General features: G+C 61.7%; 22 protein-coding genes. 7 read left to right on the forward strand and 15 right to left on the reverse strand.

Annotated elements, in window-relative coordinates:
- Nucleotides 1-65 precede the first annotated feature (65 nt).
- From ACKLNA_RS14320 to pdxH, 4 genes are all read left to right on the forward strand, one after another.
- Nucleotides 66-2,423, forward strand: coding sequence for a beta-agarase (locus ACKLNA_RS14320; protein WP_408986216.1), 2,358 nt, complete (start codon nt 66-68; stop codon nt 2,421-2,423).
- 94 nt (nt 2,424-2,517) lie between these two features.
- Complete coding sequence (locus ACKLNA_RS14325) at nt 2,518-3,663, forward strand: serine hydrolase domain-containing protein (protein ID WP_408986217.1); 1,146 nt, start codon at nt 2,518-2,520, stop codon at nt 3,661-3,663.
- A gap of 113 nt (nt 3,664-3,776) precedes the next feature.
- Nucleotides 3,777-4,874 (forward strand): OmpA family protein, encoded by a 1,098-nt coding sequence (locus ACKLNA_RS14330; protein ID WP_408986218.1) that lies wholly within the window; start codon nt 3,777-3,779, stop codon nt 4,872-4,874.
- A gap of 24 nt (nt 4,875-4,898) precedes the next feature.
- Entirely contained in the window at nt 4,899-5,546 is a 648-nt protein-coding gene (gene pdxH, locus ACKLNA_RS14335; RefSeq protein WP_408986219.1) for a pyridoxamine 5'-phosphate oxidase, read from the forward strand.
- Between the two features lie 5 nt (nt 5,547-5,551).
- Here pdxH and ACKLNA_RS14340 read toward each other — a convergent pair whose 3' ends face one another.
- Nucleotides 5,552-5,788, reverse strand: coding sequence for a hypothetical protein (locus tag ACKLNA_RS14340; RefSeq protein WP_085712943.1), 237 nt, complete (start codon nt 5,786-5,788; stop codon nt 5,552-5,554).
- Between the two features lie 168 nt (nt 5,789-5,956).
- On the opposite strand from ACKLNA_RS14340, the gene ACKLNA_RS14345 reads away from it, so the two are divergent.
- Nucleotides 5,957-6,421, forward strand: a complete 465-nt coding sequence (locus ACKLNA_RS14345) for a glycine zipper 2TM domain-containing protein (protein ID WP_007969461.1) — start codon at nt 5,957-5,959, stop codon at nt 6,419-6,421.
- Between the two features lie 75 nt (nt 6,422-6,496).
- Here ACKLNA_RS14345 and ACKLNA_RS14350 read toward each other — a convergent pair whose 3' ends face one another.
- The 3 genes from ACKLNA_RS14350 to nhaA form a co-directional block, all read right to left on the reverse strand.
- Entirely contained in the window at nt 6,497-6,748 is a 252-nt protein-coding gene (locus ACKLNA_RS14350) for a pyocin S6 family toxin immunity protein (RefSeq protein WP_408986220.1), read from the reverse strand.
- Nucleotides 6,749-6,759: 11 nt separating this feature from the next.
- Complete coding sequence (locus ACKLNA_RS14355; RefSeq protein WP_408986221.1) at nt 6,760-7,956, reverse strand: S-type pyocin domain-containing protein; 1,197 nt, start codon at nt 7,954-7,956, stop codon at nt 6,760-6,762.
- Between the two features lie 121 nt (nt 7,957-8,077).
- The gene (gene nhaA / locus ACKLNA_RS14360) at nt 8,078-9,265 is read right to left on the reverse strand and encodes a Na+/H+ antiporter NhaA (RefSeq protein WP_408986222.1); all 1,188 of its coding nucleotides are present in this window, start codon (nt 9,263-9,265) and stop codon (nt 8,078-8,080) included.
- 246 nt (nt 9,266-9,511) lie between these two features.
- Here nhaA and ACKLNA_RS14365 point away from each other — a divergent pair, with 246 nt between their 5' ends.
- Nucleotides 9,512-10,606: a PLP-dependent cysteine synthase family protein gene (locus ACKLNA_RS14365; protein ID WP_096819518.1), complete on the forward strand. Its 1,095-nt coding sequence runs from the start codon at nt 9,512-9,514 to the stop codon at nt 10,604-10,606.
- A gap of 66 nt (nt 10,607-10,672) precedes the next feature.
- Here the strand turns inward: ACKLNA_RS14365 and ACKLNA_RS14370 are convergent, their stop codons facing one another.
- The 3 genes from ACKLNA_RS14370 to ACKLNA_RS14380 all read right to left on the reverse strand — a co-directional run bounded on the left by ACKLNA_RS14370 (nt 10,673) and on the right by ACKLNA_RS14380 (nt 13,694).
- Nucleotides 10,673-12,286: an NAD(P)/FAD-dependent oxidoreductase gene (locus ACKLNA_RS14370; protein WP_408986223.1), complete on the reverse strand. Its 1,614-nt coding sequence runs from the start codon at nt 12,284-12,286 to the stop codon at nt 10,673-10,675.
- 95 nt (nt 12,287-12,381) lie between these two features.
- The gene (locus tag ACKLNA_RS14375) at nt 12,382-13,035 is read right to left on the reverse strand and encodes a COG3650 family protein (RefSeq protein ID WP_408986224.1); all 654 of its coding nucleotides are present in this window, start codon (nt 13,033-13,035) and stop codon (nt 12,382-12,384) included.
- A gap of 59 nt (nt 13,036-13,094) precedes the next feature.
- Nucleotides 13,095-13,694 carry a short chain dehydrogenase gene (locus ACKLNA_RS14380; protein ID WP_085712951.1) on the reverse strand — a complete coding sequence of 200 codons (600 nt, stop codon included), beginning with the start codon at nt 13,692-13,694 and terminating at the stop codon, nt 13,095-13,097.
- 103 nt (nt 13,695-13,797) lie between these two features.
- On the opposite strand from ACKLNA_RS14380, the gene ACKLNA_RS14385 reads away from it, so the two are divergent.
- On the forward strand, nt 13,798-14,712 hold the full coding sequence (locus ACKLNA_RS14385) for a LysR family transcriptional regulator (protein WP_085712952.1): 915 nt from the start codon (nt 13,798-13,800) through the stop codon (nt 14,710-14,712).
- On the opposite strand, the gene ACKLNA_RS14390 is transcribed toward ACKLNA_RS14385, so the two are convergent.
- The 8 genes from ACKLNA_RS14390 to livH form a co-directional block, all read right to left on the reverse strand.
- Nucleotides 14,703-15,176, reverse strand: a complete 474-nt coding sequence (locus ACKLNA_RS14390) for a DoxX family protein (RefSeq protein WP_408986225.1) — start codon at nt 15,174-15,176, stop codon at nt 14,703-14,705. The two genes, ACKLNA_RS14385 and ACKLNA_RS14390, sit on opposite strands and share 10 nt — an antisense overlap.
- Nucleotides 15,173-15,931 carry a DUF2063 domain-containing protein gene (locus ACKLNA_RS14395; RefSeq protein ID WP_408986226.1) on the reverse strand — a complete coding sequence of 253 codons (759 nt, stop codon included), beginning with the start codon at nt 15,929-15,931 and terminating at the stop codon, nt 15,173-15,175. Before ACKLNA_RS14395 ends, ACKLNA_RS14390 begins: the two co-directional genes overlap by 4 nt.
- Nucleotides 15,928-16,815 carry a DUF692 domain-containing protein gene (locus tag ACKLNA_RS14400; protein WP_408986227.1) on the reverse strand — a complete coding sequence of 296 codons (888 nt, stop codon included), beginning with the start codon at nt 16,813-16,815 and terminating at the stop codon, nt 15,928-15,930. Before ACKLNA_RS14400 ends, ACKLNA_RS14395 begins: the two co-directional genes overlap by 4 nt.
- A 25-nt stretch (nt 16,816-16,840) precedes the next feature.
- The gene (locus tag ACKLNA_RS14405; protein ID WP_085712955.1) at nt 16,841-17,149 is read right to left on the reverse strand and encodes a DUF2282 domain-containing protein; all 309 of its coding nucleotides are present in this window, start codon (nt 17,147-17,149) and stop codon (nt 16,841-16,843) included.
- Nucleotides 17,150-17,306: 157 nt separating this feature from the next.
- The gene (locus ACKLNA_RS14410; protein WP_003222380.1) at nt 17,307-18,008 is read right to left on the reverse strand and encodes an ABC transporter ATP-binding protein; all 702 of its coding nucleotides are present in this window, start codon (nt 18,006-18,008) and stop codon (nt 17,307-17,309) included.
- The gene (gene livG, locus ACKLNA_RS14415; protein WP_007969480.1) at nt 18,009-18,776 is read right to left on the reverse strand and encodes a high-affinity branched-chain amino acid ABC transporter ATP-binding protein LivG; all 768 of its coding nucleotides are present in this window, start codon (nt 18,774-18,776) and stop codon (nt 18,009-18,011) included.
- Nucleotides 18,773-20,029 (reverse strand): high-affinity branched-chain amino acid ABC transporter permease LivM, encoded by a 1,257-nt coding sequence (locus ACKLNA_RS14420; protein WP_408986228.1) that lies wholly within the window; start codon nt 20,027-20,029, stop codon nt 18,773-18,775. Before ACKLNA_RS14420 ends, livG begins: the two co-directional genes overlap by 4 nt.
- Nucleotides 20,026-20,949: a high-affinity branched-chain amino acid ABC transporter permease LivH gene (livH, locus tag ACKLNA_RS14425; protein WP_169429164.1), complete on the reverse strand. Its 924-nt coding sequence runs from the start codon at nt 20,947-20,949 to the stop codon at nt 20,026-20,028. The genes ACKLNA_RS14420 and livH overlap by 4 nt, the downstream gene beginning before the upstream one ends.
- Nucleotides 20,950-21,082 lie beyond the last annotated feature (133 nt).

The raw sequence follows: 21,082 nt of genomic DNA on the forward strand, positions 1-21,082 counted from the left end.
TGTCTATCTCTACGCCATCGCTTTTCCATTGGCCATTGCTGGTCGTTAGGGAGAAATCCGTTCTCATGATTCGTCGTTCGTTGCCTGCACTTTTTGCCCTGGTTTTCGCTGCGCCTCTGTTGGCGGCACCTGCCGGGCAGCAGACCTTGTTCAACTTTGTCCGCCCCGCCGACGTGGTGAAAGTGGCGACCGAAAACGCCGACCTGCCACAAGCCAACGCCGAGCAGACCCCCGAGGGCGAAGTGCTGCGCCGGGTGACTTTCAACCCGGTGGCGCGCCCGACCTTGCGCCTGACGCCTCAGACCGGTGCCTGGGACTGGTCGCAGTCCGGGATGATGAGCCTGCGTATTCAGAGCGCGATGAACTGGGCGGTGACCGTTTACGTACAGATCCAGAGCAACGACGGCAAGACACTGGTCAGCCGCGTCGATCTGCCGGCCGGGCCGGCGCAGACCTTGCTCGTACCGTTGACCGCAACCTCGCCACTCAGCCAGGGCATGAAAGCCGGGCCGTTGATGCCGATGACCATCGACGGGCAGCGCATCCTGCTGGCCAGCAGCAGCGGTGAGCTGGATCGCAGTCAGGTGGTATCCGTCAGTCTGTCGATGGACCAGCCGAAAGCCGCGCAAAGCCTGTTGCTGGAGCGCTTCGGCGTGCAGGACGAGGGCGAGGTGATCAAAGCCGCCTACGGCAATCTGGTGGATGCCTACGGTCAGTCGACCCGCAGCAAGTGGCCGGAAAAAGTCGCTAATGACGAACAACTGAAGTCCTCCGCCGCCAGGGAACAGCAACAGCTGAAAACCTGGCTGGCCGAACGCGAAAAGTCGTCGCTGGACAAGTTCGGCGGCTTGAACAAAGGCCCGACGTTCAAGGCCAGCGGCTTCTTCCGCACCGAAAAACTCGACGGTCGCTGGTACCTGGTGACGCCGGAGGGCCATCCGTTCTATTCCCTGGGCGTGAACACCGTCAGCCCCGAGGTCAACCAGACCTACGTGGCCGGGCGCGAGTACATGTTCGAGTCCCTGCCGAAATCCGATGAGCCACTGGCCATTCACTTCGGTGAAGGCGACAACCGTGGCGGTAATGGTGCTGATCAGGGCCGTGGCTACGGCAATGGACGCTGGTACGACTTCTATGGCGCCAACCTGCAGCGCCTGTACGGCGAACCTTGCGCGACGCCGGCGGCGACCGAGAAAGCGCCTGCTGCGCCGTGCAAGGCCGCCATCGACGAGCAGAAGTGGGCCAGCCATACCCTCGACCGCCTGCAGGCGTGGGGCTTCAACACCGTCGGCAACTGGAGCGCACCGCAACTGGGCGACGCCGAGCGCGTGCCGTACACCTTGCCGCTGTCGATCGTCGGCGATTACACCAGCATCAGCACCGGCAACGACTGGTGGGGCGGCATGCCTGACCCGTTCGATCCGCGTTTCGCCATGGCCACCGAGCGCGCCGTGGCGATTGCCGCCCGTGATCACCGCGACGATCCGTGGCTGATCGGCTACTTCGCCGACAACGAACTGGCCTGGGCCGGTCCCGGTGATGATGCTAAGTCGCGTTACGCGCTGGCTTACGGCACTTTGAAAATGACCACCGACGTCCCGGCCAAGCGTGCATTCCTCAAGCAGTTGCGCGACAAGTACCGCAACCAGGCGGGGCTGTCGAAGGCCTGGGGTATCGATCTGCCGGCGTGGGAATTGATGGAGGACCCGGGGTTCGAGGCACCGTTGCCGAATCCGGAACACCCGGAAATCGAGGCGGACTTCAAATACTTCCAGAAGGTCTTCGCCGACACCTACTTCAAGACCATTTCCGATTCGCTGAAATGGCACGCGCCGAACCAGTTGCTGCTCGGTGGGCGCTTCGCCATCAGCACCCCGGAAGCGGTGGCCTCCTGCGCGCAGTATTGCGACGTGCTGAGCTTCAACATGTACACCCTGAAACCGCAGGACGGTTATGACTTCGCCGCGCTGCGCAGTCTCGACAAACCGGTGCTGATCACCGAATTCAACTTCGGCTCCACCGATCGCGGCCCGTTCTGGGGCGGCGTGACGCCGTTGAACAAGGAAGAGGACCGTGGCCCGGCCTACGCCAACTTCCTCAAGCAGGCGTTGAGCGAGCCGTCGATTGTCGGCGTGCACTGGTTCCAGTACCTCGATCAACCGGTGACCGGGCGTCTGCTCGATGGCGAAAACGGTCACTTCGGTCTGGTTGGCGTGACTGACTTGCCGTATCAGGGTTTCGTCGAAACCGTGCGCAAGAGCAATCTGGCGACCCTCGATCAGCTCGGCAAAGAAGCCGAGAAAGCCGCAGCGGCGGCGGACAAGGCCGGTCACGAGACCGAAGGCGGCCGCAAGGGCGAGGCCGGCAAAGGCCCGGGGCAGGGCGCCGGCCATACCGGCGGGCACTCCGGCAACGGTCATTAAGGCAGGACCGCCCGGCCCGCCGCTGTTCCCAAAACCCTCAAGGGCTGGAACAATGCGGGCCACTTTGTAGAGCGTTTTCGCGGGGGAGTTGCGGGTGCAGATTCAGGGACATTACGAGCTTCAATTCGAAGCGGTGCGCGAAGCCTTCGCGGCACTGTTCGACGATCCCCAGGAACGTGGCGCCGCGTTGTGCATCCGGGTCGGCGGGGAGACCGTCCTCGACCTCTGGGCCGGCACCGCCGACAAGGACGGCAGCGAAGCCTGGCACAGCGATACCATCGCCAACCTGTTCTCCTGCACCAAGACCTTCACCGCCGTCACCGCGCTGCAACTGGTGGCCGAAGGCAAGCTGCAACTCGATGCCCCGGTCGCCCGTTACTGGCCGGAATTCGCGGCGGCTGGCAAGGAGTCCGTGACCCTGCGCCAACTGCTTTGCCATCAGGCCGGTCTGCCGGCCCTGCGCGAACTATTGGCCCCCGAAGCCCTGTACGACTGGCAAACCATGGTCGACGCCCTCGCGGCGGAAGCGCCGTGGTGGACGCCGGGCACCGGTCACGGATATGCCGCAATCACTTACGGCTGGCTGATCGGCGAGTTGCTGCGCCGGGCCGACGGTCGCGGGCCGGGGGATTCCATCGTGGCGCGGGTCGCCAAACCTCTAGGGCTGGATTTCCATGTCGGTCTGGCCGACGAAGAGTTTTACCGCGTCGCGCATATCGCACGGGGCAAGGGCAATGTCGGCGATGCCGCCGCCCAGCGCCTGCTGCAAGTCTCGATGCGTGAACCAACCGCCATGACCACCCGTGCCTTCACCAATCCGCCGTCGGTGCTCACCAGCACCAACAAGCCGGAATGGCGGCGCATGCAGCAACCGGCGGCCAACGGCCACGGCAATGCGCGCAGCCTCGCCGGGTTCTACGCGGGTCTGCTCGACGGCAGCCTGCTGGAAAGCGAAATGCTCGACGAGCTGACCCGTGAACACAGCCTCGGCGAGGACAAGACCTTGCTGACCCGCACCCGTTTCGGTCTTGGTTGCATGCTCGATCAGCCTGATGTGCCGAACGCCACCTATGGCCTCGGCCCACGGGCGTTTGGTCATCCAGGCGCGGGTGGCTCCATCGGTTTTGCTGATCCGGAGCACGATGTGGCCTTCGGATTTGTGACAAATACCCTGGGGCCGTACGTCTTGATGGATCCGCGCGCGCAGAAGCTGGCGCGGGTACTTGCCACTTGTCTGTAAAGCGTTACCCGAGGATCCAGGGCCGGAACCTCATGCGGTTTTTCGATTCAAAGCGTCTGTTTATCCGGGCGAAAGTCCTCTGATAGTCCATTACTAATTTTTGTGGGTTTCCAATGTCGTCCAAACAAACTCTCGCTCTGGCCCTGTGTTTCGCGATCACCGGTTGCGCTCAGACTCCCAAGAATGACGCCGATGGCGGCAGCTGGTGGCCGTTCGGTTCCTCCGACAAGGTCGCGGCCAAGGAGCCGGCCCCTGCACCTGCACCGGTGAAACCCGCCGCTACCGCCCCTGTCGCCAAGACCGAGAGCAGCAGCCACTGGTACTGGCCGTTCGGCTCCGACGATTCGGCCGACAAGGCCAAGGCCGACGTGAAGCCCGAAGTCAAACCGCAAGCCGCGCCTGCTGTCGTTGCCAAGGCTGATGCCGACACCGGCACCAAATGGTGGTGGCCGTTCGGCGGCAAGTCTCAGGACACCGCCAAAGCCGTACCGATGCCTGACCCGAAAGTGACCCAGGCCTGGCTCGACGACTACGAGCCGCGCCTGCGTGACGCGATCAAGGGCAGCAACCTGCAATTCGAGCGCCGTGAAAACGTCCTCGTGGTAACTGCGCCGGTTGAAGGTTCGTTCAACCCGAAACGCCCGGCCATGCTGTTGCCGGTGACCCTGAGCCCGTTCACCAATATCGCCAAGATCCTCGAAGCCGATCCGAAAACCGCGGTGCTGGTGCTGGGCCACAGCGACAACGCCGGTGTCGCAGCAGACAACACCAAACTGAGCCAGGAACGTGCCCAGTCGGTGGCGGCAATCTTCCGCCTCAGCGGCTTGCAGCGCGATCGCCTGATGCTGCGCGGCATGGGCGCCGATGCCCCGCGTGCGGCCAACGACAGCGTTGAAGGCCGTGCCCTGAACCGTCGCGTCGAACTGCTGGTGACCCCGCAGAACACCATGGTCGCGCTGCTGAGCAAGTACAACATGCCGGCACCGAAGCCGGTGACCATGGTCGCGGCCCAGGACGTCAAGCCAGTCGCCAAACCTGTGACTCCGGCACCTGCCGCGAAGAAAGCCGCTGTCCCGGCCACCAAAAAGGCACCGGCCAAGAAGGCTGCTGCCAAGGCGCCAGTGAAGAAGGCCCCGGCGAAGAAAACCGCTCCAGCCAAAGCCGCCGCAACCGACAAGAAAGTCGCGGCGACCGACGCGGCAAAACAGTGATCCGCTAACGAAAAGGAATGCGCCATGACCCAGGCTCTGGCAGATATGCGTCGTGATTACACCCGGGACGGCCTGACCGAGGCGCAAGCCCCGGCCGAGCCTTTTGCGCTGTTCCACCAGTGGTTCGCCGACGCGGTGAAAACCGAGCAGGCGCCCGTGGAGGCCAACGCCATGACCCTGGCCACGGTCGATGCGGACGGGCGTCCGCACTGCCGCATTCTGCTGCTCAAGGGCCTGGACGAGCAGGGCTTCACCTTTTTCACCAACTACGAAAGCGCCAAGGGCCAGCATCTGGCCGTGAATCCGTTCGCAGCCATGACGTTCTTCTGGCCGACCCTGGAGCGCCAGGTGCGCATCGAAGGGCGAGTGGTGAAGGTCACGCCGCAAGAGTCCAACGCCTACTATCAGGTGCGTCCGCTGGGCAGCCGTCTGGGCGCCTGGGCTTCACCGCAGAGCCGGGTGATCAACGGCCGGGGTGAACTGGAAGATTTGCTCAAGGCCACCGAGCAACGCTTCACCGACACCCAGCCCGACTGCCCGGAACACTGGGGCGGTTACCGTTTGCTGCCGGAGCGCATCGAGTTCTGGCAGGGCCGCGCGAGCCGTCTGCACGATCGCCTCAACTACCGTTTGCAGGGCGCCGACTGGATTCTTGAACGTCTGGCACCTTAAGCAGTCTACCGAGCGGGATAGCCTGCCGCAGCGGCCTCAAGCCACTTCGGCAGGTCCCGACGCCTGATCTTCTGTGATCGGGCTTGCGCCAGCCGTTCGAGCATGTAGGCGCGTTTGCCTTCATCCTTGCCGGCCAGCGACAATGCCAGATCGCGGTCCATCCAGCGTTTGATCCGCACGTACAACCACCAGTGGAAGTACAAACCGGCGACGGTTGTGACGACAATGATGAAGTAATCCATGAAAATCCTTGGGGTCGGCGGCGCAAGCTCTGTATTTTGGCGCTACTGTTGGGTGAGTTCGTGGAGGCCCTGTACCGGGCCTGAATGAAACCAAATTTATCCGGGCGGCGCCGTGACAGGCGTCAAGCTGCGGAGTTTAATGAATACCTGTCCTTTGGAGTTGATCCTATGCGTAAGTCTGTTCTGCTGGTTGCTTCCTTTTCCACGATGGCGATGTTGCTTACCGGCTGCCAATCGAGCCTGACCGGTGACTCCTACTCCCGTGACGAAGCGCGTCGCGTGCAGACGATTCGCATGGGCACCATCGAATCCCTGCGTCCGGTGAAAATCGAAGGCACCAAGACCCCGATCGGCGGCGCTGCCGGTGCAGTGGTCGGCGGTGTCGGCGGCAGCGCCATCGGCGGCGGTAAAGGCAGCATCGTTGCAGCCGTTATCGGTGCCGTGGCCGGCGGCCTGATCGGTTCCGCCACCGAAGAAGGCCTGACCCGTACTCAAGGTGTTGAAATCACCGTGCGCGAAGACGACGGCAGCATGCGCGCCTACGTGCAGCAAGTGCAGGAGAACGAAGTGTTCCGCGTCGGTGAGCGCGTACGGATTTCGACTGTCGGCGGGACCAGCCGCGTTTCGCACTAAGCGGGAACGAGCGGTAAAGGAAAACCCCGATCAGGTGACTGGTCGGGGGTTTTTGTTTGTTGCCGGCTTGTAGTGTCAGTACTTGGCACAGGTGCCCATAAAATATTCCAGACCCTTCGGGAAGCTGACATTTAGAAGGGCCTCCAGTGCCGTTACCTGATCTTTGCTCAGTAACAATTCGCCAGGCTCCAGTTCGCTCAGGGGCTTGGACTCAATGAGCTGTGCAACTTTTTCATTCATTTCGTTGCCGTTGATATCTAACTCGAACTGCAGTGTGTCGTCTTGGACGTCATCTGGGTAAAAGCCGGTTATGGAAAGGAAGAGCATGGTTTTTATCCTTAATTTTTAGTGGTTCTTCTATCTGGCTCTGCGGGACCGATTTGCTCGCCTGTAAGGTGATTGAACTCCCCCAAATGTGTGGTTCCTAGTTTGTCGTATTTTTCTACTGCATTACTTTTGTAATCCCACTCATAAATCCGGCCTTTACGGTCTACCCAACGTGCTCGCCGCTTTCCTCCACCTCGAACCGATGACTTCGACTTCACCCTGATTGCATCAGGGAACGCTGGTAGCGTTTTTGGATGACCGTAATAAGCATGGTCGGGGGGCTGGCTGAGAACGATGTATAACGGCTTAACTCCAGAATCCGCCGGAAACACCAATATGAAATCCCGATACTCTGGCGGATAAACCGGATTCACCAGAATCCCGTCCGCCGCTTTCGTCGGCGGATACACCCAGATATGCGGTGCCTGCGGAGCGGCTTCCAGCGCGGGGATGCCGAGGATGTCGGAGCCGTCCACGGCGGGCGTCCAGATCAGTTCGATGCCTTCGCCGAGGTCTGCGACAAACCGGTTACCGCGTGCGGTGAACTGCGCGACATCGACCATTTCCCAGTCGCGGTTCTTGCCGGTGTAGAAGCCGTAACCCTTGAGGCTGCCGTCGGCCTGCTGTTCGACGTGCAGGCGCACGCGGGTTCGAGCCTGTTTGAGGGCGCGCAACTGGTCTTCGGTGTAGAGGGCGCTGTCGCCGAGGGTTGGCGTCCAGAGCGCAGCGACCAGGCCCGAGAGTAAGGCAGCTCCGCCCGCCCCGAGTGCCGTGATCGTTGGAAGCGCGAGTGCCGGTGCCCTGAGTGCAAGTCTGCCGATTTCGAGTGAAACCGTGCTGCCGCTGATGGTTTCAAGATTCAGCAGGCCTGCATCGTCAACTTCACGAGCACCGAGCCAGACGACCTCGCCGTAATCTTTCAGGCTGTCCGTCGGCACCATCCCCGAAGGGTTCGTGTAATCGATGATCGCGTCCGGCAACTTGCAGGACTTGGCAAACGTGCAGCCGGCGCGTACCGGCTCAGGCTTGTTCGACGCGACCTTACGGCCGCGTTCGAAGGCGTCCTGCCGCGCCAGCATGGCGTCGTACTTGTTTTGTCGCTCGTCCTGATCGGCCAGTTCGGTGGCCGTAAGGTAGCGGTAGGTGATGTGATGGCCGTCGCCTGCCGGTGGGTTGGGAACCCGGGGAATGTCCTTTTGACCAGCCACTGATTGTCCTTTCGTTCATGCATCGGCAGCCCCTCGGAAGGGGCTGCACGACGTTAACGAAGCAGGAAAATCGTGGCTGTAGGACGCGTCTCTAAAGACGTGGGGATTGTTCGCTACGGCATCAGGAAGGCAGCGCGGTGTTCTTTTTGCTTGCCGCCAAAGTCACCGCATAACCGATCAATGCGGCGAACACCGAGCCGGTGAGAATGCCCATCCGGTCCATCCCGGCGTATTCACTGGCGCCCGGCACGAAGGCGAGGGAGCCGACAAACAGGCTCATGGTGAAGCCGATCCCGCAGAGGATCGCCACGCCCAGCACCTGGCCCCAATTGGCGTTCTGGGGCAGGGCGGCGATGCCGGTTTTCACGGCGAGCCAGGTCAGGCCGAACACGCCGATGGTCTTGCCCAGCAACAGGCCGACGGCGATGCCCATCGGTACGTGGTGAGTGAAGCTTTCGGCGGTCACACCGGTCAGCGACAGGCCGGCGTTGGCGAAGGCGAACAGCGGCAGGATGCCGTAGGCCACCCATGGGTGCAGCGCATGTTCCAGAGTCAGCAGTGGCGAAGGCTCTGCGTTTTTCGTGCGCAGCGGGATGCAGAATGCGAGAGTCACGCCGGCCAGCGTCGCGTGGACACCGCTTTTGAGCACGCAGACCCACAGGATCAAGCCGATGATCATGTACGGCCCGAGCTTGACTACCCCGAGCCGGTTCATCGCCACCAGCGCCGCGATGCACGCTGCCGCCAGGCCCAACGACAGGGTCGAGAGTTCGCCGGAATAGAAGATCGCGATGATCACAATGGCGCCAAGGTCGTCGATGATCGCCAGGGTCATCAGGAACAGCTTCAGCGACACCGGCACCCGCTTGCCGAGCAAGGCCAGCACGCCGAGGGCGAAGGCGATGTCGGTGGCGGTGGGGATCGCCCAGCCATCGAGGGCGGCCGGGTTGTCACGGTTGAGGAACCAGTAGATCAGCGCCGGCACCAGCATGCCGCCGATGGCCGCCGCGCCGGGCAGGACGATCTGCGACGGCTTCGACAGCTGGCCGTCGAGCACTTCGCGCTTCACTTCCAGGCCGATGAGCAGGAAGAACAGCGCCATCAGGCCGTCGTTGATCCACAGCAGCAGGGGTTTGGCGATTTTCAATGCGCCGATCTGCGCGACCACCGGGGTGTCGAGCAGGCCGGTGTACAGCCACGACAGCGGCGAGTTGTTGATGATTAGAGCCAGGATGGCCGCGGCGATCAGTAACAGACCGCTGGCAGCTTCCAACTGAAAGAAACGCGTGAAAGTGCTACGCAGAGGCAAGGTCGCTCTCCATCGATAAAGTCAAAAGGTGGGACACCCTAACCCGTACTGTTAGTTGTTAAAACAAAAGTTATATTCTTTTTTGTTATATATGGTTACAAGGCGCATGCCAGACCTGCAGCAGAGCCTAGCAGTTGCCGACGGTATTGAAGTTCAGCTGTATCTGTCAGTGCAGTAGGATTTTTCCTAAGCTTGGGGGCTAAGCCTGTGAAGGCACTTCTGCCCGATTCAACGAGAACAACAGCCATGAGCGACAACCGACAGTGGGCCCGCGAAGCCATCCGGATCATCGAAGCGGACTTCCAGCGCAGCGCCGACACCCACCTGATCCCCTTGCCGCTGCCGGGGTTTCCGGGCATCGAGTTGTACTTCAAGGACGAGTCCAGCCATCCCACCGGCAGCCTCAAGCATCGTCTGGCCCGTTCGCTGTTTCTCTACGCCTTGTGTAACGGCTGGCTCAAGCCCGGCGCGCCGGTGATCGAGGCGTCCAGCGGTTCGACGGCGATTTCCGAAGCGTACTTTGCGCGGATGCTCGGGCTGCCGTTCATTGCGGTGATGCCGGCGACCACCTCCAAGGAGAAGATCGCCCAGATCGCCTTCTATGGTGGCAAAAGTCATCTGGTGGACGATCCGACCCAGATCTACGCCGAATCCGAACGTCTGGCCCGGGAGCATGACGGCCACTTCATCGACCAGTTCACCTACGCCGAGCGCGCCACCGACTGGCGGGCGAACAACAACATCGCCGAGTCGATCTTCCAGCAGATGCGCTACGAGCAGCACCCGTGCCCGGCGTGGCTGATTTCCAGCCCCGGCACCGGCGGCACCACCGCGACCCTCGGTCGTTATGTGCGTTATCGCCAGCACTGCACCCGCGTGCTGTGCGCTGATGCCGAGCGTTCGGTGTTCTTCGACTTTTACCAGACCGGTGACGCGAGTTTGCGTCTGGACCACGGTTCGCGGATCGAAGGCATCGGCCGGCCACGGGTGGAGGCCTCGTTCCTGCCGAAGGTGATCGATGCGATGGTCAAGGTGCCAGATGCCTTGTCGCTGGCGGCCATGCATTACCTGGCGCAGCGTCTGGGCCGACATGTGGGCGGGTCGAGCGGCACCAACCTGATCGGCGCGCTGATGGCGGCGCAGCAGATGAAGGCGGCGGGGGAGTCGGGGTCGATCGTGGCGATCCTGTGCGATGGCGGCGAACGCTACGCAGACACCTATTACGATCAGGCGTGGCTCAAGGCGCAGGGCTATGAGCTGGATGGATTGATGGCGGCTGTGGCAGCGAGTGCCGAAAAGGGTGAGGCGCTGCCGGCCTCGGTGCTGCGCGCCAATATCTGACGCCGGAAACGACTGTGGGAGCGAATTCGCTCCCACAGTTTTTTGCATCGCTTAAGGTGTGGCGTATCAGGCCTCGAGGCCCAGGATGTCACGCGCCACAGCTTCGGCAATCCGAATCCCGTCAACGCCCGCCGACAGAATCCCGCCCGCATAACCCGCGCCTTCACCGGCCGGGAACAGACCTTTGACGTTCATGCTCTGCAGCGACTCGTTCCGCGTGATCCGCAGCGGCGACGAAGTCCGCGTCTCGATCCCCGTCAGCACCGCATCGTGCAGCGAATAACCGCGAATCTGCTTCTCGAACGCTGGCAAGGCCTCGCGGATCGCCTCGATGGCAAAGTCCGGCAAGGCCAGCGCCAGGTCGCCCAGCGCCACACCCGGTTTGTACGAAGGCTCAACCTCGCCCAGCTCGGTGGACGGCGTACCGTTGATGAAGTCGCCAACCAGTTGCGCCGGCGCCTTGTAGTCGCTGCCGCCGAGGATGAACGCGTGGGACTCCAGACGCTCCTGCAACTCGATCCCCGCCAGCGGGCCGCCCGGATAATCGACTTCCGGGGTGATGCCGACGACGATGCCGGAGTTGGCGTTGCGCTCGTTACGCGAGTACTGGCTCATGCCGTTGGTGACCACGCGATTCGGCTCGGAAGTCGCCGCCACCACGGTGCCCCCCGGGCACATGCAGAAGCTGTAGACCGAGCGGCCGTTCTTGGCGTGGTGCACCAGTTTGTAGTCGGCAGCGCCGAGTTTCGGGTGACCGGCGTATTTGCCCAGTCGCGCGCGGTCGATCAGCGATTGCGGGTGCTCGATGCGGAAACCCACCGAGAACGGCTTGGCTTCCATGAACACGCCACGGCTGTGGAGCATGCGGAAGGTGTCGCGGGCACTGTGGCCGAGGGCCAGGATCACGTGTTTCGAATGCAGGGTTTCGCCGCTGGCCAGCTCGACGCCGACCAGTTGGCCGTCTTCGATCAGCACGTCGGTGACGCGCTCCTGGAAGCGTACTTCACCGCCCAGGGCGCGGATCTCTTCGCGCATGGTCTCGACCATGCCGGTCAGACGGAACGTACCGATGTGCGGCTTGCTGACGTAGAGGATTTCTTCCGGCGCGCCGGCCTTGACGAACTCGTGCAAGACTTTGCGGCCGAGGAATTTCGGATCCTTGATCTGGCTGTACAGCTTGCCGTCGGAGAACGTGCCCGCGCCGCCTTCGCCGAACTGCACGTTGGACTCGGGGTTGAGCACGCTTTTGCGCCACAGGCCCCAGGTGTCCTTGGTGCGCTGGCGCACTTCTGTGCCGCGTTCGAGGATGATCGGCTTGAAGCCCATCTGCGCCAGCAGCAGGCCAGCGAAGATCCCGCACGGGCCGAAACCGACCACGATCGGGCGCTGGTTCAGGTCGCTTGGCGCCTGGCCGACGAATTTGTAGCTGACATCCGGCGCCACGTTGACGTTGCGGTCATCGGCGAACTTGTCCAGCACTTTCGCCTCGTCGCGCACTTCGAGGTCGATGGTGTAGATGAAGCACAGTTCGGAAGATTTTTTGCGCGCATCGTAGCTGCGCTTGAACAAGGTGAAATCGAGCAGGTCATCGCTGGCGATGCCCAGGCGTTGCACGATTGCAGCGCGCAGGTCTTCGTCGGGATGGTCGATCGGCAGCTTGAGTTCAGTGATTCGTAACATGACAGGATCCGGTTCGCGGGGCGCACAACTGCGCCAGGGCGTTTGAAGGCGGCGATTATAAGCCGCAACGGCCGGATCCCGTGAGGGTAAAACGATCAGTCGTTGCGCGAACCGCCGAAATACCCGCAACCGCGTTGCACCTTGCCGTCGATACGCAACTCGGCGCTCATGTGCTGCACGCTGCCGGTGTTGCTGTCGACGCAGCGCTGCGGCGCTACCCACAACTCGATGCGCTGGTTGTTGGCTTCGCTGCTGAGGTTGAAACGACCGTCGCCCAACTGTTCTTCGACGTAAGGCACGGCGAGCGGTGGCTGGCCTTCGCGATCGATGACCATGCCTTTGCCGCTGACCTTGACGTTCCACTCCGGGCCATGGCCGGCGCCGCGAAGGATCAACTGTTTGAAGTTCGGATCATCGCAAGCGGTGCCGGAGCGTTCGACGCGATAGAGCTGGGTCAGGTCGAGACGGTCACCGGCGATCTTGCCGCGCACGTCGGCGAACAGCTTGCCCTGCTGGTCGGCAAGGGTGGCGGCCTCTTGCAGAATGCTGGTGCCGCCAATGTCGTTGACCACGTACTGACGCTGTTCGCCGCACGACTGGAACACCAGCTTGCCGTCGGCAGCGGTCAGTTGCCCCTGCATCCGCGTCTGGCCGACGTGGGAGGCGCTGGTCCGCGCACCGTCGAACAACTGGCACGCGGCAAACAGAGGGAGAAGGGCAACAACGATCAAGGAACGGGCAACACGCATCTTCGGCTCTCCAGACAAGTGCCGCCACGTTACGCAGGCTGACCGTTCATCACAAGGGTTTAGCCCACGTGAAATGTCTGACCTGTCTGCAAGCCTTCGACACTTTTGGCGTAGGCCAATGCCACATCCGCTGCCGGAACCGGCTTGTAGCCGCGGAAGTACGGGGCGTAGCTGCCCATGGCTTCCACCAGCACGGTCGGGCTGATCGAGTTCACGCGCAGGCCTCGTGGCAGTTCTATCGCGGCAGCACGGACGAAGCTGTCCAGCGCGCCGTTGACCAGGGCCGCCGAAGCACCGCTGCGGATCGGGTCGTGGCTGAGTACGCCGGTGGTGAAGGTGAACGACGCGCCATCGTTGGCGAATTCACGGCCGATCAGCAGCAGATTGACCTGGCCCATCAGCTTGTCTTTCAGGCCGAGGGCGAAGCTGTCTTCGTTCATGTCGCCCAGCGGGGCGAAGGTCACGTTGCCGGCGGCGCAGACCAGGGCGTCGAACTTGCCGGTCTTTTCGAACAGCTTGCGAATCGACGCGCTGTCGCTGATGTCCACCTGGAAATCGCCGCTGCTGCGGCCGATGCGAATGACTTCGTGACGCTGCGACAGCTCTTTGTCCACGGCCGAACCGATGGTGCCGCCGGCGCCGATCAACAGAATTTTCATCGTGCTTGCCTCGAGTGATTGAACGAGCTTTCAGTCTAGAGTGGTTTTTTCCGCTGATAAGCGCGCTAATGGGCAACCTTTGGTTTTCAAATGGAAACAATCCATGAGCGAGATGGATGATCTGGCGGCGTTCGCGGTATTGATCGAGGCTGGCAGTTTTACCCTGGCGGCGCAGCAACTGGGGTGCAGCAAGGGACAATTGTCCAAGCGCATCAGTCAGCTGGAGGCGCAGTTTTCCGTGGTGCTGCTGCAACGCACCACACGTCGGCTCAGCCTGACGGCGGCCGGTGCGGCGCTGTTGCCCCAGGCTCAGGCGCTTGTCGTCCAGGTCGAAAGGGCGCGTCAGGCATTGGCGCGTTTGAAGGACGACATGGCAGGCCCCGTGCGGATGACGGTGCCGGTGTCGCTAGGGGAAACCTTCTTCGACGGCCTGGTGCTGGAGTTTTCGCAGAAATACCCCGAAGTGCAGATCGAGCTGGAGCTGAACAACAGCTATCGCGATCTCTCCCGCGATGGCTTTGATCTGGCGATCCGCACCGACGTCGCCAATGACGAGCGTCTGGTGGCCAAGCCTTTGCTGGCCTGGCAGGAAATGACCTGCGCCAGTCCGGCCTACCTTGAGCGTTTCGGCGAACCGGCGACGCCACAGGCGCTGGCCGAACATCGTTGCCTGCTCAACAGCCACTACGGCGGTCGCGAAGAATGGCTCTATCACCAGCAGCACGAGTTATTGCGGGTGCGGGTATCGGGGCCGTTCGCCAGCAATCACTACAGCCTGCTGAAAAAAGCCGCACTCGCTGGCGCCGGCATCGCCCGCCTGCCGTCCTATCTGTTGCAGACGGAATTGGCTGACGGCCGATTGCGCTGGCTCCTGCGGGATTTTCAGACCCGGCGTATGCCGATGTACCTGGTGCACCCGTATCAGGGTGGGTTGCCGAAGCGTACCCAAGTGCTGGCGGATTACCTGATCGACTGGTTCAAGCGCAGTGGCGAGGCGCTCGACCGGCTTCAGCGGTAACGCCGGGCGATCAGATGATCGATCGACAGTTTGCCCGGGCCGGTGGCCATCAGGTACAGCAGAACGGCGGCCCAGGTTCCGTGGGTCGGGTAGGCGTCGGGGTACACGAACAGCTCGATGACCAGCGTCATGCCCAGCAGCGCCAGCGCCGAGAATCGCGTAGCGAAGCCGACAAGGATCAGGATCGGGAAAAAGTGTTCGGCGAATGCCGCCATGTGCGCGGCGATTTCCGGTGACAGCAGCGGCACGTGGTATTCGCTCTGGAACAGCGGAATCGTCGAGTCCGCCAGGTGCGGCCAGCCGATCTGGAAGGTGCCGTCGATCAGGTCGATGGCCAGGCCCTCGACCTTGGTCTGCCCGGATTTCCAGAACACCGCCGCGATGGAAAAACGTGCGATGAAGGCAATCAGGCTGTGCGGGATCTTTTCCAGCAGCGCGATGGCGCGGGCAATGAGGCTGTTCATGGCGAAACCTTGTGATGTAAGTGGGTGATGGCGTGGCGACTGATCAACAGGGCGAGGGTCTGGCTGAGATCGAAGGCTTCTGCGGACTCCAGCGCCTGGGTGAGTGACAGGCCGGCCTTTAGCTGGCCGATGAACTGGCTGGCGCCGGGATCCACGGCGAACACCTCGACCTCCAGGCCGTTGCGCAGGATCAGCGCGTGCTGGGCCTGATTCAGATCGATCCCGGCCAACGTGGCGTCTTGCTGATGCGCGGCCCAGATATCCACCACCGCAAAGGCTGAATCGAGCACGTGCAGCGAAGGATGCAGACCGATTTGCAAGCGACTCAGACCTTCCTGATCCGCGAAGGCCGCAGCGATCCGGTCCTGGCTGAGTGGCGCGATATCGGCGGAGTGGTAGGCCAGCGTGCGCAGGCGTTCCAGTCGCGCTACATCCGCCAGGTAAGGCACGCTCGACGCCGGTTCGAATCCGCTGATGAAACCCGCCAGATCACTGCCGTACTCGCTCATCAACGGGCTTCGTGGTGGATGGTTTTGAATGAAAACGCCGGCCATGGCGCGGAAGAATTCCTCACCCACCAACTGCATCACTACGGGGTAGCTGTCGGCCAGTGCATTGCTCAACGAGCCTTGCACGTTGTTGCGGTACACCGCGAATCGACTGGCCGGATCGGCCCCGTTGGCGCTGCACAATCCGTCTGGGCAGGGCAGGCCGGCATCGAGCAGTGCGGCGCTGAACACGGCTTGGGTACTCATGGCCGACCTCCTGCGCAAAGCAGAAGCTCGTCGGCCTGTTGCGCCTCGGCCATCAGCACGTCGAAGGCCGGCACCTGATTGTCCCGTTCGATCAGCGTCGCCACCGGGCCGACGCGTTTCAGCGCCTGCCGGTACAGCGACCAGACGGCCTGATCGATCGGTGCGCCGTGATCGTCGATCAACAGGCGATCGCCGAGGTTGTCGGAATCTTCGGCAAACCCCGCCAGATGGATCTCGCCGGCGGCGTGCAACGGCAGTGCGTCGAGGTAGGCCAGAGGATCGCGTTGATGATTGATGCACGAGACGTAGACATTGTTTACGTCCAGCAACAGACCGCAGCCGCTGCGCCGGATGACCTCACGGATGAACTCCGCTTCGTCAATCGTCGAACGCTCGAACGCCAGATAGGTCGCCGGGTTTTCCAGCAGCATCGGACGCTTGAGGGTGTTCTGCACCTGGTCGATGTGATCGCAGACGCGATTCAGCGTCGGCGTGTCGTAGGCCAGGGGCAATAGATCATTGAGAAACACCGGGCCGTGAGTCGACCAGGCCAGGTGTTCGGAAAAGGAGTGGGGTTGATAGCGCTCGATCAGCGCGTTCAGGCGTTTGAGGTGTTGCACATCCAGCGGGCCTTCGGCACCGATGGACAGGCCGACACCATGCAACGACAACGGATATGCCTCGCGGATCAAACCCAGAAAGTGATGAAACGGGCCGCCGGCCACCATGTAGTTTTCGGCGTGGACTTCGAAGAAGCCGATGTCCGGTAGAGAGCCGAGCACTTCACGAAAGTGCCCGGTCTTGAGCCCCAGCCCGGCACGGGGCGGGAGCCCGGTGAGGGCTGCCCGAGTGCGGGGGGAGGCATGGTCGCAGGAAGTGATCATGATCGACACTCGGGCAGCCTCCGGATCAGGACTTGGCCTTGAAGGCTTCCATCTGACCGAAACCGGTCGGCGAGGTTTTGCTTTCGGTGGTGGTGCAGGTGCCTTTCGGAACGAACTTCCAGGAGTTGGCCTGGTAATCCATTTTCGCCGTGCCTGCGCAGGTGGTGCCGGCACCGGCGGCGCAGTCGTTATGACCTTTCATGGCCACGCCGAAGCATTTTTCCATGTTGCTGTTATCGGCCGCCTGAACGGTCGAAACGGCGGCCATGCTCAGAGCAGAACCAAGGGCCAGAACCAGGGCGGTAGCGGACAGGGTACGGGTGGTAGCAGTCATGATGTTTCTCCGGTTTCAACTTGGGTTGGAACAAGCGATGTGCGCTTGCTTACCCCACTAGAGAAACGACCTGGTGATGCGTTACAGCGATCGACAAAATATTTTTCAAAACGCAAAAAAAACGGCCCGAAGGCCGTTTTTTGTTTGAAGCGATCCATCAACCGCCGAGGTACGCCTCGCGCACTTTCGGGTCGGTCAGCAACGCTTCGCCGGTGCCTTGCATCACCACCCGGCCGTTCTCCAGAACGTACGCACGGTCAGCGATTTTCAGCGCCTGATTGGCGTTCTGTTCGACCAGGAACACCGTCACACCGTCCTTGCGCAGTTGCTCGATGATGTCGAAGATCTGCTGGATGATGATCGGTGCCAGACCCAGCGACGGCTCGTCGAGCAGCAGCAGTTTCGGCTTGCTCATCAGCGCCCGGCCGATGGCGAGCATTTGCTGTTCACCGCCGGACATGGTGCCGCCGCGCTGGTTGAAGCGTTCTTTCAGGCGCGGGAAAAGTCCGAGAACCTTGTCCATCTGTTCCTGATAGTCGCCCTTGTCGGTGAAAAATCCGCCCATGGACAGGTTCTCTTCGACAGTCAGTCGGGCAAACACCCGACGACCTTCCGGCACCACGGCGATGCTCTTGCGCATGATCTGCGACGAGTCCTGGCCGACCAGTTCCTCACCCATGTAGCGGATGCTGCCGCTGTGGGCCTGCGGCGAACCGCACAGCGTCATCAGCAGGGTGGACTTGCCGGCACCGTTGGCACCGATCAGCGTCACGATCTCGCCCTGACGGACTTCGACGTTGACGCTGTGCAGTGCCTGGATCTTGCCGTAGAAGGTGGAAACGTTTTCGAACTGCAGCATTTACGCTTCCCCCAGGTAGGCTTTGATCACTTCAGGATTATCACGGATCTGTTCCGGCGTGCCGTCGGCCAGAGGCGTGCCCTGGTTGATCACGACGATGTGGTCGGAAATGCTCATGACCAGTTTCATGTCGTGTTCGATCAGCAGCACGGTCACATTGTGCTCTTCACGCAGCACACTGATCAGCGCCTTCAGGTCTTCGGTTTCCTTCGGGTTCAGACCGGCGGCCGGTTCGTCGAGCATGAGGATCCGCGGGCGGGTCATCATGCAGCGGGCGATTTCCAGACGACGTTGCTGACCGTAGGCCAGGGTGCCGGCGGTACGGTTGGCGAACTCCTTGAGGTTGACCTTTTCCAGCCAGTATTCGGCGTATTCCATGGCCTCGCGCTCGCTCTTGCGGAACGCCGGGGTCTTGAACAGGCCGGACAGGAAGTTGGTGTTCAGGTGACGGTGCTGGGCGATCAACAGGTTCTCGACCGCCGTCATGTCCTTGAACAACCGCACGTTCTGGAAGGTGCGCACCACGCCCTTGAGGGCGATCTTGTGCCCCGGCAGGCCCTGGATCGGCTCGCCGTCCAGCAGGATGCTGCCGCCCGACGGCTGATAGAAACCGGTCAGGCAGTTGAACACGGTGGTCTTGCCCGCGCCGTTCGGCCCGATCAGCGCCACCACTTGTTTTTCCTTGACGGTCAGGGCCACGCCATTGACCGCCAGCAGGCCGCCGAAGCGCATGCTCAGGTTTTCGACTTTAAGGATCTCGCGGCTCATTTTCGCAACTCCATATGTGGGCGTTGCATCGGCAGCAGACCTTGTGGACGCCAGATCATCATCAACACCATCAGGGCACCGAACATCAACATCCGGTACTCGCTGAACTCACGCATCATTTCCGGCAACAGGATCATCACCACGGCCGCGAGAATCACGCCCAGTTGCGAGCCCATGCCACCCAGCACCACGATGGCGAGAATGATCGCCGACTCGATGAAGGTGAACGACTCCGGAGTCACCAGTCCCTGACGGGCGGCGAAGAAGCTGCCGGCGAAACCGGCGAAGCTCGCGCCCAGGGTGAACGCCGACAGCTTGATCACGGTCGGGTTGAGGCCGAGTGCACGGCAGGCGATTTCATCTTCACGCAACGCTTCCCACGCACGGCCGATCGGCATGCGCAGCAGGCGGTTGATGATGAACAGAGCGGCCAGCGCCAGCAGCAGGGCAACCAGGTAAAGGAAGATCACCTTGTTGATCGAGTTGTATTCCAGGCCGAAATACTCGTGGAAGGTTTGCATGCCTTCCGCGGCCTTGCGTTCGAAGGTCAGACCGAAGAACGTCGGCTTCTCGATGTTGCTGATGCCGTTCGGGCCACCGGTGATATCGGTCAGGTTACGCAGGAACAGACGGATGATCTCGCCGAAGCCGAGGGTCACGATCGCCAGGTAGTCACCGCGCAGACGCAAGACCGGGAAGCCCAGCAGGAAACCGAACGTTGCCGACATCAGGCCGGCGATCGGCAGGCAGATCCAGAAGCTCAGGCCGTAGTAGTGCGACAGCAGCGCGTAGCTGTAGGCGCCGACGGCATAGAAGCCGACGTAACCCAGGTCGAGCAGACCGGCCAGACCGACCACGATGTTCAGGCCGAGGCCGAGCATCACGTAGATCAGGATCAGCGTCGCGATGTCCACCGCGCCCCGTGAGCCGAAGAACGGCCACACCAGTGCACCGAGAATCAGCGCAATGATGATGTAGCGCTGGGTGGTCGGCAGGGTCAGGAAGTTGCTGGCCTTTGCCGGGATCAGCGGCAGGCCCGGCGAGGATTTCCAGGCCTTGCTGATCTGCTGGTTGAACAGCACCCGCAGGAACATCAGCACCGAGCAGATGGCGATGGTTGCCAGGATGGCCGGACTGGTGTTGTGAACTTCCAGGTTGATGCCGACGATGGTCAGCTTCAGACCCAGTACCGGGTAGGCCACGGCCCACACCAGCAAAGCGCTGAACAGCGCCTGTTTGAGATTCCTGTTCATACTTTCTCAACCTCCGGACGGCCCAGAATGCCGGTCGGACGGAACAACAGCACCAGAACCAACAAGCCGAAAGCCACGACGTCCTTGTACTGGTCGCCGAAGATATCGGCACCAAAGGCTTCCGCCACCCCGAGCACCAACCCGCCGAGCATGGCGCCGGGGATGCTGCCGATCCCGCCCAGTACCGCGGCGGTGAAGGCCTTGAGGCCGACGAGGAAACCGGCGTTCGGGTTGATCACGCCGTACTGCATGCTCAGCAGTACCGCAGCGACTGCCGCCAGTGCGGCACCGATGACGAAGGTCAGGGCGATGATGTTGTTGGTGTTGATGCCCAGCAGGTTGGCCATCTTGATGTCTTCGGCGCAGGCGCGGCAGGCACGACCCAGGCGAGAGCGGGAGATGAACATGGTCAGGCCGAGCATGGCGACCAGGGTCACCACGAACACCACGATTTGCATGTAGGAAATCAGCACTTCATGTGCGCCACCTGGCCCGATGGAAAAGTTTCCGGGGATCAGGTTGGGGATGGATTTGTCCTTGGAGTCTTGCGCCAGCAGAACCGTGTTCTGCAGGAAGATCGACATACCGATGGCGGAGATCAGCGGAATCAGACGGTTGCTGCCGCGCAGGGGGCGGTAGGCGATCCGTTCGATGCTGTAACCGTAGGAACTGGTGACGACGATGCTGGCGATGAACGCCGCAGTCATCAACAGCGGAACGTTGTCGAGTCCCATCATGGCCAGCCCGGCGATGGCGATGAACGCCACGTAGGAACCGATCATGTACACCTCGCCGTGGGCGAAGTTGATCATTCCAATGATGCCGTAAACCATCGTATAGCCGATGGCGATCAGGGCATACGTGCTGCCAATGGTCAGACCATTAACCAGCTGCTGGAAGAAGTGATAGATGTCAGGCATTACAGCGCTCCTAAAAACCTGATACGCATTTCACTGGTGGAGTCATTTTCCCGCCCGGTCCCGTGGATCTTCATCCACTTCGAATCCGGGTTTTGCCAGCGAACCGCTGATGACGGTTTTGAGATTTTCAGGT

The organism is Pseudomonas sp. UV AK001 (genome assembly GCF_046097675.1).
GTDB classification, from domain to species: Bacteria; Pseudomonadota; Gammaproteobacteria; order Pseudomonadales; family Pseudomonadaceae; genus Aquipseudomonas; species Aquipseudomonas kribbensis.